Consider the following 10,717-nt stretch of genomic DNA (forward strand, 5'->3'; position numbering starts at 1 on the left):
CCTCACGCTCAAGTAGAGGGTTATAGTTATGTCAACCTCGGCCTGACATGAAGGTACGGAGCGGTCCCGGAAAAATTCAACGCAACACGCCGAGCCGCGAAGTTCTTCGATGAACCGGTCGAAAATCGGTCACCCCGCCAGTCACCCCAGGCACCCCGGGACGCGTTCGCGGAGCCCCCCCACACCGCGCGCTGCGCCGGCGCACACAGGCGCACGCGACGGTGCTCAGGACCGGGTGGTCGGGAAGCTGGGCACGCTCACGTCGTAGACCTTCGCCTTACGGGGAAGGAGTTCGGCGAGCACCCGGGCCTTCAGCTTGGACTGTTCAGCGTTTCCCCACACGACCGTCACGCCGTGCGTCATCCGCAGCGTGACCGCGTCGGGAGTCTTCACCTCGATCGCGTCGACCCTGCGGACGAGGTTCCTGGGCAGCGCCGCGGCCACCTGGGCGCCGACCACGCGCAACTCCTCCACCCTGGCCGGACTCGGTCGTGCGGCCGTCAGCCGCACCAGTGGATAGGCCCCGGCCGCGTCCGGGACCGCGCGGAACGGAACGCCCTCGGCGTCGACCAGGTGGTACGCCGATCCGTCCTGCCACACCGCGACCGCCGTGCGTTCCACGATCCGCACCGTCACCTCGTGCGGCCACGAGCGGCTCACCTCGGCGCTCCTGACCGGCGGCAGCTGGGCCACGATCCGGGTGCGCACGGCCGCGACGTCGATCCGGGCCAGCGGCCGGCGCAACGGCACCGCGGCCGCGGACCGCACCTGCGTCGCGGTGAGGCCCGACGCCGGGGTCAGGCCGGACACCGCGACCGACCGGGCGTCCAGGAGGCTGGAGAAGGCGACCGCCCACACGCCCCCGCCAACGACGAGCAGCACGGCGATCAGGATGAACAGCGCTCGCATCCGCGCCAGCCGGCGTGTCCACCGCCGGCGGCCGAATCGGCGCGCCGAGTTGCGCGCCGAACCACGCGAACTCCGTGCCGACCCGCGTGCCGTCGTACGCGAGCCCCCCGAGACCCCCGTCGGCATCAGTGCGCTCCCGGCTCGCTCTCCGCCGCCAGCCGGTCGCCCACGAGTTCGAGGACCTCCGGGCCGACCAGCGCGACGTCGGGCGCGCCGAGGGTGAGGACGAGGTCGCCGGGCCGGACCCGCTCGGCCACCCGCACCGGGGCTGCCGACCAGGAACGCTCGTACACGATCCGCTCCGGCGGCAGCGGGATGTGCGGGATGATCAGGGCGCCGGTGACGCCCGGGATCGGGTCGTCGCCGGTGGGATCCATCACGACCACCTCGTCGGCCAGCCCGAGGGCCTCGCCGAGCTCACGGTAGAAGAACTGCGTCCGGGTGTGCCGGAGCGGGCGGAAGCAGACGATGACCCGCCCCTCCCCCGCGGCTCCGCGCGCGGCGTGCAGGTTGACCAGCATCTCGGTCGGGTGGTGGCCGTAGTCGTCGTAGACGCGTACGCCGCCGACCATGCCCTTGTACTCGAACCGGCGCCGGGTGCCCGCGTAGCTGGACAGTCCCTCGCGAAGCTCGCCCGACGGGAAGCCGAGCGCCAGCCCCGCGGCGTAGGCGGCGGCGGCGTTCCAGGTGTGGTGCCGGCCCGCGACGTGCACGTCGATGGTCCCCTCCGGGCGACCGTGCACCACGACGTCGAAGCTGGAGCTGAGCGGCTGCTGGTGGACGTTGGCGATGCGGATGTCGGCGTCCTCGGCCTCGCCGTAGGTGTGGACGTCGACCCCGCGGGCGCGAGACGCCTCGGCGAGCCGGCGCGCACCCGCGTCGTCGACGCAGGCGACCAGGCAGCCGCCCGGGACGATCCGGTCCACGAAGGCGTCGAACGCCCGGTGGTAGTCCTCCGGCGAGTCGTACATGTCCAGGTGGTCGGGGTCGACGTTGGTCACCACCGCCACCTCGGGTGAGTACTGCAGGAACGCCCGGTCGGACTCGTCCGCCTCCACCACGAAGATGTCACCGGTGCCGTCGTGGGCGTTGGTGCCGGTGTCGTTGAAGTTGCCGCCGATCGCGAACGACGGGTCCGCACCGCAGTGCTGGAGCGCGACCGCGAGCATCGACGACGTGGTGGTCTTGCCGTGCGCGCCGGACACCGCCGCCACCCGGCGGCCCTCCATCACCGCTGACAACGCGGCGGCCCGGGAGTACAGCAGCAGCCCGCGCCGGCGGGCCTCCACGACCTCGGGGTTGTTCTCCTTGATCGCGGTCGACACCACGACGGTGTCGACGTCCGCGACGTAGGCCGGGTCGTGCCCGACGTAACAGGTGGCGCCGAGGGCGCGCAGGGCGGTGAGCGTGCGGGAGTCCTTGGCGTCGCTGCCGGTGACCGTGATGCCGCGGGCGATCATGATCCGCGCGATGCCGGACAGGCCGGCCCCGCCGATCCCGACGAAGTGGACGCGGCCGAGCTTCTCCGCGGGGATCAGCTCCGACGGGGGAGGAACGATCATCGGCCAACCTTTCCGGCATTCTTTCCGGTACTGCCCTGCGAACCCGCGGCCGCCGCCCGGACCATCTCGGCCAGCCGTTCGTCGGCGTCGGCCGGCATGAGGTCCTGGGCGACCTTGGCCATCGCGGTCAGCCGGGCGGGGTCTGTCGCGAGCCCGACCACGTGCTCGCGCACCCAGTCGGGAGTGAGGGCGGCGTCGTCGACGAGCAGGCCGCCGCCGGCATCCACCACGGGCTGTGCGTTCAGTCGCTGCTCGCCGTTGCCGACCGCGTACGGGACGAAGACGGCGGGCAGCCCGACCGCGGCGAGCTCGGTCACGGTGTTGGCACCGGCCCGGCCGACCGCGAGGTCGGCCGCAGCATAGGCCAGGTCCATCCGCTCGATGTACGACACCACGACGTACGGCGGGTCGCCCGGGCTCGCCGGGGGCATCTCGACCGTGTTGCGCGACCCGGTGGCGTGCAGCACCTGGACACCGGCCGCGGCCAGCGCGGGCGCTGCCTGGGAGACGGCCTGGTTGATCCGCTGGGCGCCCTGGGACCCGCCGGTGACCAGCAGCGTCGGGCGGTCGGGATCCAGCCCGAACGCCGCCCGGGCCTCGGCCCGTAGCGCGAACCGGTCCAGGGCGGCGATCTCCCGCCGGATCGGCAGCCCGACGAACTTCGCGTGCCGCAGCGGCGTCGCCGGGAAGCTCACCGCCACCTCGGAGGTGACGAAACGGGCCGCGAACCGGTTGGCGATCCCCGGGCGGGCGTTCTGTTCGTGCACCACGACCGGCAACTTCATCCGGCGGGCGGCGAGGTAGGCGGGCATGGCGACGTAGCCGCCGAGGCCGACCACCACCTGCGCGCCGGTGCGTTCGAGCACCGCGGCCGAGGCCCGCACGGCGCCGGCCAGCCGGCCGGGCACAGTGAGCAGCCGCGGGGTCAGCTCCCGGGGCAGCGGCACCCGGGGAATGAGCGCCAGGTCGTATCCCGCGGCCGGGATCAGCCGCGCCTCCAGGCCCTCCTCCGTACCGAGAAACGTGAGACCCACCTCGGGGTCGGTACGCCGGAGCGCCGCGGCGAGGGCGAGTGCCGGACTGATGTGGCCGGCGCTACCACCGCCGGCGAGAACGACGTGCACAAACTCACCCTTCGTCGTGGCGGGCCGAACTCTTCCGCCGGGCCCGCGCGGCTGCCCTGGACGCCGCCCGGTTGGTGGCACGCTCCTCGAGCGCGGCGCGAGCGGCCGGCTCACGCCGTGCGAACGACACGAGAAGCCCGAGGGCGAACAGAGTCGGAAGCATGGCGGACCCACCGTATGACACCAGCGGCAGGGGTATCCCGGTGATGGGTAGCAGACCCAGGACCGCGCCCATGTTGACCAGTGCCTGGGCGGTGATCCAGCCCACGATCCCGGCGGTGGCGAGCCGGGTGAAGGTGTCCTCGGTGCGCAGGGCGACCCTGATGCCGACATAGGCGAGGGTGAGGAACATCCCGAGCACCACCAGGGTGCCCACCAGGCCGAGTTCCTCCCCGATCACGGCGTAGATGAAGTCGGTGTGGGCTTCGGGCAGCCAGCCCCATTTCTCCCGGCTGTTGCCGATTCCGACGCCCCACCACCCTCCGGTGCCGAGCCCGAACAGCGAGTGCGCGGCCTGCCAGCCGGTGTTGCTGTAGTCGGCGAAGGGGTCCAGGAAGCTCACCAGCCGGCGCATGCGGTAGGCGCTGGTGATGGCGAGGTAGGTGACCAGCACGCCCACGACGGCGACGAACATCGCGAAGTAGCGCATCGGGGTGCCCACCACGAACAACAGCACCAGGACCAGCGAGAACAGCACCAGTGACGTGCCGAGGTCGCGCTGGCCGAGCACCAGGGCGAGCACCAGCCCCGCCCCGGGCACGAAAGGGATGACCAGGTGTTTCCAGTGCTGGAGCAGCTTCTCCTTGCGGGCCAGCACGTCCGCGCCCCACAGCACCAGCGCGAGCTTGGCCGCCTCGCTGGGCTGCAGCATGAACGGCCCGCCGAACGACAGCCAGTTGCGGTTGCCGTTGACTTCGACGCCCATCGGGGTGAAGGTCAGCGCCAGCAGGACGAACGCCACGATCATCATGGGGTAGGTGAACGCCCGCAGCAGCCGCAGCGGCAGCCGGGTGGCGACGAAGGCGACCGGGATGCCGCCGGCCACCCACATCAGCTGGCGCAGGGCCATCGTGTAGGAGTTGCCGTAGTTTTCCAGCGAGTCGTAGCTGGACGCCGACAGGACCATCGCGATGCCGAGGGTCAGCAGCAGCCCGCTCACCCCGACGATCAGGTGGTACGACGTCAGCGGCCGGTCCAGCAGTCCGCGCAGGTCGGCCAGCCAGCTCGACCGGCGTTCCGCCCCTGCGTCCCCGGTCTCCTCGGCAGTGGTCACGAGACTCCCGTCCCTGTGCGCAAGCGCGGCCTCCCGTTCAGCTGCTGTGCGGTGCACCTCCGGCGAGCCGCCGCGCCGCCGCGCTGAACGCGTCGCCGCGCGCGCCGTAGCTCGCGAAGAGGTCGAAGGACGCGCAGCCGGGCGCGAGGAGCACGGTGTCGCCTGGCCGGGCCAGGTGCCGCGCGTGCGCCACGACGCGATCCATGACCTCAGTCTCGCCGTCGGCGACCTCCACGACGGGGACCTCGGGCGCGTGTCGCGACAGTGCCTCGAAGATCAGTCTCCGGTCGCGGCCGAGGAGCACGACAGCCCGCAGCCGGTCCTTCACCGCTTGTACCAGGTCGTCGAAATCCTGGCCCTTGGCGAGACCGCCCGCGACCCAGACCACCGAGTCGTACGACAGCAGCGAGGCCAGCGCGGCGTGCGCGTTGGTGGCCTTGGAGTCGTCGACGTAGGGGATGCCGTCGACGTCCGCCACCCGCTGGATGCGGTGCGGCTCCAACGTGAAGTTGGTGAGACCCGCCTTGACCGCGCCCGGAGGGACGCCGTGCGCGCGGGCCAGCGCCGCCGCGGCCAGCGCGTTGGCGACGTTGTGCGGCGCCGACGAGGGAAGGTCGCGGACGTTGCACAGTTCGGCGGCGGAGGTGCGGCGCTGCTCGACGAAGGCCCGGTCGGCGAGCACCCCGTCGACCACGCCGAGCATCCCGGCGGCCGGGATGCCGGCGGTGAAGCCGATCGCCCGGCAGCCCTCCACGACGTCGGCCGCCCGGACGAGCTCCTCGGTGGCGGCGTCGGCGACGTTGTAGACGCAGGCGATCTCGCAACCCTCGAAGATCTTGCCCTTGTCGGCGGCGTAGCGGTCCAGAGTGCCGTGCCAGTCGAGGTGGTCGGGCGCGACGTTCAGCACGGCCGCGGCCCGCGGCCACAGCCGGCGCGACCAGTGCAGCTGAAAGCTGGACAGCTCGACGGCGAGGACGTCGTACGGCTCGGGGTCGAGGACGGCGTCCACGACCGGGGCGCCGATGTTGCCGACCGCCGCGGTCCGCAACCCGGCGGCGGACAGGATCGAGGCCAGCATCCCGACCGTGGTCGTCTTGCCGTTGGTGCCGGTGAGAGTGAGCCAGGGCGCGACGTGTTCGGGGTCGCGCAGCCGCAGGGCGAGGTCGACCTCGCCGAGGATCGGGACGCCGGCGGCGGCCGCCTGGGCCAGGATCGGGGCGTCGGGCCGCCAGCCAGGCGAGGTGACCACGACGTCGGGCAGTTGCCCCGGGAAGGAGCCGGGCATGGCGTCGGTCGAGCCCGGGCCGAGCCGGACGTCCGCGCCGAGGGTCTCCAGGATCGTCGCGCGCTCGCGCTCGGCGTCGCCGTCCCGCTCGTCCACCACAGCCACCCGCGCGCCCACACCCAGCAGGCCGGCGGCGGCGGAGTAGCCGGACACGCCGATCCCGGTGACGAGCGCGGACAGCTGCGGCCAGGGCGAATGCCGGTCGGCGGTGTCCAGCCACTCCGGCCCCGCGTGCTGTGCGTTCCGGGCGTCGGTCTCGCTCATGCTCCGGACACCCACTCGGCGTAGAAGATCCCGATCGCGCCGGCCACACAGATTCCGCAGATGATCCAGAACCGGATCACGATGGTGACCTCGTTCCAGCCCTTCAGCTCGAAGTGGTGGTGGATCGGTGCCATCCGGAAGATCCGGCGCGGGGTGCCGGTGCGCCATCGGGTGAACTTGAAGAAGCCGGTCTGCAGCATCACCGAGGCCACCTCGATGAGGAAGAGGCCTCCGATGGCGATCAGCAGCAGCTCGGTGCGGGTGAAGACCGCCATCGCGGCCACCCCGCCGCCCAGCGCGAGCGAGCCGGTGTCGCCCATGATGATCTTGGCTGGTGAGGCGTTCCACCATAAGAAGCCGAAACAGGCCGCGGTGACGGCGAACGCCACTACCGCCAGGTCGTACGGATCACGGACCTCGTAGCACTTCGCGGCCGGCTGGTTGAAGCACGCCTGGTTGAACTGCCAGACGCAGATCAGGGTGTACGCCGCGAACACCATCACCGAGGCGCCCGTGGCCAGGCCGTCCAGACCGTCGGTGAGGTTGACCCCGTTGGACGTCGCCGCGATCAGGAAGAGCACCCACAGAACGAAGACGATCGAGCCGAGCTCCAGCCAGGGGACCCGGATGTCGCGGATGAACGAGACAAAGGTCGAGCCCGGCGTGACGTTGCGCTCGTCCGGGAACTGCAGCGCCAGGATGGCGAAGATCACCGCGACCGAGGTCTGCCCGGCCAGCTTGGTCTTGGCCCGCAGCCCCAGGCTGCGCTGCCGGGACACCTTGAGGTAGTCGTCCAGGAACCCGACCAGGCCGAGCCCGACCATCAGCATCAGCACCAGCGCGCCGGACGCCGACGGCAGCCGCCAGACGAACAGGTGCGCGGCCACGTAGCCGAGCACCGCCGCCACGATGATCACGACGCCGCCCATCGTGGGCGTACCCCGCTTGGTGTGGTGCGACGTCGGTCCGTCGTCACGGATGATCTGGCCGTACCCCCGGGCGGCGAGCATCCGGATCGCGACGGGAGTGCCCAGCAGCGAGATCAGTAGTGAGACCCCGCCGGCGAGGAGGATGGCCTTCACGCGCGGCCCTCCACGGTCCCGGTCCCCCGACCACTCCCACTGCCGCCCGCGTCCTCACTCAGGGTGTCACCCAGGTGACGCAACCCCGCGTCCCGCGAGGACTTGACGAGTACGACGTCACCGGCACGGAGCTCTCGCCGCAAAAGCGCGAGCGCCTGATCGGTGTCCGGCACGAAGACCGACTCCTCTCCCGAATAACCTTCCGCCCGGGCTCCGCGCTCGATCGCACGGGCGCCCGCGCCCACCGCCACCAGCCGGGACACACCCAGCCGCACCGCAAGTCTGCCGACACCCTCGTGGGCCTCGTCCGCGGCCTCCCCGAGTTCGAGCATCTCACCCAGCACCGCCCATGAGCGGCCACCCCTCGCCAGCACCGGCAACGTCTCCAGGGCCGCCCGCATGGAGTCCGGGTTGGCGTTGTAGGCGTCGTTGACGATCGTCACGCCGTCGGAGCGGACGCTCACCTCCATCCGCCAGCGCGACAGCGCCACCGCGGCCGACAGGCGCTCGGCGACCGCGACGACGTCCAGGCCGACCGCGAGGCCGACCGCGGCGACCGCCAGCGCGTTGGCCACGTGGTGCCGGCCGACCAGGCCGAGCGCCACCTTGGCGCTCCCTCCCGGGGTCACCAGCTCGAACGCCGCCCGGCCGGCGTCGTCGAGACGAACGCCCTCGGCACGGACGGTGGCGTCGGGACCCTCGCCCACCCAGACGGTCCGGCCGCGGTTCTTCCCGGCCATCGCGGCGACCAGCGGGTCGTCGGCGTTGAGGACCGCGACGCCGTCCTCGCCGAGGGCCTCCACCAGCTCGCCCTTGGCCTTGGCCGTCATCTCCTTGCCGCCGAACTCCCCCACGTGGGCGAGGCCGACGTTGAGGACGACGGAGATGTCGGGCGGCGCCAGCTCGGTGAGGTAGCGGATGTGCCCGACCCCCCTCGCGCCCATCTCGAGTACGAGGTAGCGGGTCTCCTCGTCGGCCCGCAGGACGGTCAGCGGCATGCCCAGCTCGTCGTTCAGCGACCCTTCCGGCGCCACCGTCTCACCGGCACCGGCCAGGAGCTGCGCGAGCAGGTCCTTGGTCGTGGTCTTGCCCGCCGACCCGGTGACCGCCACCAGCGTGAGGTCGGGAAGCCGGTCGAGCAGATGCCGGGCCAGCCGGCCCGTGGCCGCGACGGAGGCGTCCCGGTGACCCTGCGCCGGCGGTGCCACCACGCACGGCAGGCCCGGCAGCGGCCGGCTGCTCAGCACCGCCGCAGCGCCCTTGTGGACCGCCTCGGCGGCGAAGTCGTGCCCGCGCCCGTCGGCGACGAACAGCCCGCGCGGCGACAGCTTCCGGGTGTCGGCGGCCACTCCCCCGGTGACGGTCGAGTCGGGGTCGGCCTCGTGCAGTTCCCCGCCGACCGCGGCCGCGATCTCCGCCAGCGTCATCGTGATCATCGCTGCGCCCCTTCCTGCCCGGCTCCCTGACCGGCTTCGTGCCTCGCTTCGTGCCCGGCCTTGTGCCCCGCCTCGTGGCCGGCGGCCGGGGCGGCGCCGTGGCCGCCGGACATCCGCGCCAGCTCCTCGGAGACGACGACCCTGTCGTCGAAGGGGTGCACCACCCCGCCGATCTCCTGGCCCTGCTCGTGACCCTTGCCCAGGACGAGCACGGCGTCCCCGGGCCGAGCGGCCCCGAGTGCGTACCGGATCGCCTCCCGCCGGTCGGCGACCTCCCGCACCTCGCCCCGGTCGGCGGCGGGCACCTCGCGGGCACCGGCGAGCGCCGCCGCCCGGATCGCCGCCGGGTCCTCCGAGCGCGGGTTGTCGTCGGTGATCACCGTGAGGTCGGCGTGCCGGGCCGCGGTGGCACCCATCAGCGGTCGCTTGCCCCGGTCCCGGTCGCCGCCGCATCCCAGCACCGTGACCAGGCGTCCGGGCGTGCGCGCCCGCATGGTGTCCAGGGCCCGGGCGATCGCGTCCGGGGTGTGGGCGTAGTCCACCAGTACGACGAAATCCTGGCCGGCGGCCACGCGTTCCATCCGGCCGGGCAGGGCCACCTCGGCGAACGCCGGCAGGAACTCCCGGGGGTACAGCCCCGCGGTGGCGAGCACGGCGGTCGCCAGCAGGGCGTTGGCGACGTTGAAGTCCCCGGGCAGGGACAAGGAGACGGCCTCGTCGATCCCGCCGGGACCGCACACCCGGAAACCGCTGCCGCCGTCGGCCGCCGCCTCGACGTCCTCGGCCCGCCAGTCGGCCGCCGGGTCGCCGGCCGCGGAGTACGTCACCACCTCGATCGGCGCCTCCCGGGCCAGCCGCCGTCCGTGCTCGTCGTCGAGGTTGACCACGCCGACCCGGGCGTGCTCGGGGGTGAACAGCCGCGCCTTGGCCAGGAAGTAGGACTCCAGGTCGCCGTGGAACTCCAGGTGGTCCTGGCTGAGGTTGGTGAACCCGGCCACGTCGTAGATCGTCCCGTCCACCCGGCCGTGGACCAGGGCGTGACTGGAGACCTCCATCGACACCGCCTGCACGCCGCGCTCGAGCATCACCGCGAGCAGCGCCTGCAGGTCCGGCGCTTCCGGCGTGGTCCGGGCGCTGGGCAGGGTCTCGGTCCCGATGCGGGTGCCGGTGGTGCCGAGCAGGCCGGTGCGCCGCCCGGCGTACCGGAGTGCGGCCTCCAGCAGGAACGCCGTGGTGGTCTTGCCGTTGGTGCCGGTGATCCCGAGCATCAGCAGGTCACGGGCGGGGTTGCCGTACATCCAGGCGGACAGCTCGCCCACCGCGGCCCGCGGGTCGGGCACCACGAGCGTCGCCAGTCCGGCCGCCTCGCACCGGCCACGGCCTGCCGGGTCGGTCAGAGCGGCGACGGCACCGCCGTCGGCGGCGGTCCGGGCGTAGGTGGCTCCGTGGGAGCGGTCACCCGGCCGGGCGACGTACAGGTCACCTGGCACGACCGCCCGCGAGTCCTGGCTGACGCCGGTGATCACCACGTCGGCCCAGCCGGCGTCGGAACGCTCGGCGTACGACACCTCGGCCGGTGCGAGCTCGACCCCCGGCAGCGCGGAAAGGAAGGAGACGACCTCCGGCAGCGTCCGGCGGAGCGGACGTGTCGGACGCGGGGTCATCGCGCCGGTGGCTGGGACGGCCACGGGGTTTCCTCCCTCGATGTCGAGTTTCTTCACCCACCCCCGTCCGGGGCGGGCCGGCGCGGTGCGGCCGGGGCGCGGCCGGACGCGCGTTCCC

The 10,717-nt window shown here is 72.7% G+C and carries 8 protein-coding genes; all 8 read right to left on the minus strand.

Annotation, left to right across the window (positions count from 1 at the left end; translation table 11 throughout):
• Positions 1 to 225 precede the first annotated feature (225 nt).
• The 8 genes from ABZV93_RS09625 to ABZV93_RS09660 all read right to left on the minus strand — a co-directional run bounded on the left by ABZV93_RS09625 (position 226) and on the right by ABZV93_RS09660 (position 10,623).
• Complete coding sequence (locus ABZV93_RS09625) at positions 226 to 909, minus strand: cell division protein FtsQ/DivIB (RefSeq protein WP_354932877.1); 684 nt, start codon at positions 907 to 909, stop codon at positions 226 to 228.
• 125 nt (positions 910 to 1,034) lie between these two features.
• Entirely contained in the window at positions 1,035 to 2,471 is a 1,437-nt protein-coding gene (gene murC, locus ABZV93_RS09630) for a UDP-N-acetylmuramate--L-alanine ligase (RefSeq protein WP_354932879.1), read from the minus strand.
• Positions 2,468 to 3,595 (minus strand): undecaprenyldiphospho-muramoylpentapeptide beta-N-acetylglucosaminyltransferase, encoded by a 1,128-nt coding sequence (gene murG, locus ABZV93_RS09635; RefSeq protein ID WP_354932881.1) that lies wholly within the window; start codon positions 3,593 to 3,595, stop codon positions 2,468 to 2,470. Before murG ends, murC begins: the two co-directional genes overlap by 4 nt.
• A gap of 4 nt (positions 3,596 to 3,599) precedes the next feature.
• A complete protein-coding gene (gene ftsW / locus ABZV93_RS09640) occupies positions 3,600 to 4,868 on the minus strand; it encodes a putative lipid II flippase FtsW (protein WP_354932883.1) in 1,269 nt (422 codons plus the stop codon).
• A 37-nt stretch (positions 4,869 to 4,905) separates the two neighbouring features.
• Positions 4,906 to 6,417, minus strand: coding sequence for a UDP-N-acetylmuramoyl-L-alanine--D-glutamate ligase (murD, locus tag ABZV93_RS09645; protein ID WP_354932885.1), 1,512 nt, complete (start codon positions 6,415 to 6,417; stop codon positions 4,906 to 4,908).
• Positions 6,414 to 7,499: a phospho-N-acetylmuramoyl-pentapeptide-transferase gene (gene mraY, locus ABZV93_RS09650; RefSeq protein ID WP_354932887.1), complete on the minus strand. Its 1,086-nt coding sequence runs from the start codon at positions 7,497 to 7,499 to the stop codon at positions 6,414 to 6,416. The genes murD and mraY overlap by 4 nt, the downstream gene beginning before the upstream one ends.
• Positions 7,496 to 8,935 (minus strand): UDP-N-acetylmuramoyl-tripeptide--D-alanyl-D-alanine ligase, encoded by a 1,440-nt coding sequence (murF, locus tag ABZV93_RS09655; RefSeq protein WP_354932889.1) that lies wholly within the window; start codon positions 8,933 to 8,935, stop codon positions 7,496 to 7,498. The genes mraY and murF overlap by 4 nt, the downstream gene beginning before the upstream one ends.
• The gene (locus ABZV93_RS09660; RefSeq protein ID WP_354932891.1) at positions 8,932 to 10,623 is read right to left on the minus strand and encodes a UDP-N-acetylmuramoyl-L-alanyl-D-glutamate--2,6-diaminopimelate ligase; all 1,692 of its coding nucleotides are present in this window, start codon (positions 10,621 to 10,623) and stop codon (positions 8,932 to 8,934) included. Before ABZV93_RS09660 ends, murF begins: the two co-directional genes overlap by 4 nt.
• Positions 10,624 to 10,717 lie beyond the last annotated feature (94 nt).

This window comes from Actinopolymorpha sp. NPDC004070, from assembly GCF_040610475.1.
Classification (GTDB): Bacteria; Actinomycetota; Actinomycetes; order Propionibacteriales; family Actinopolymorphaceae; genus Actinopolymorpha.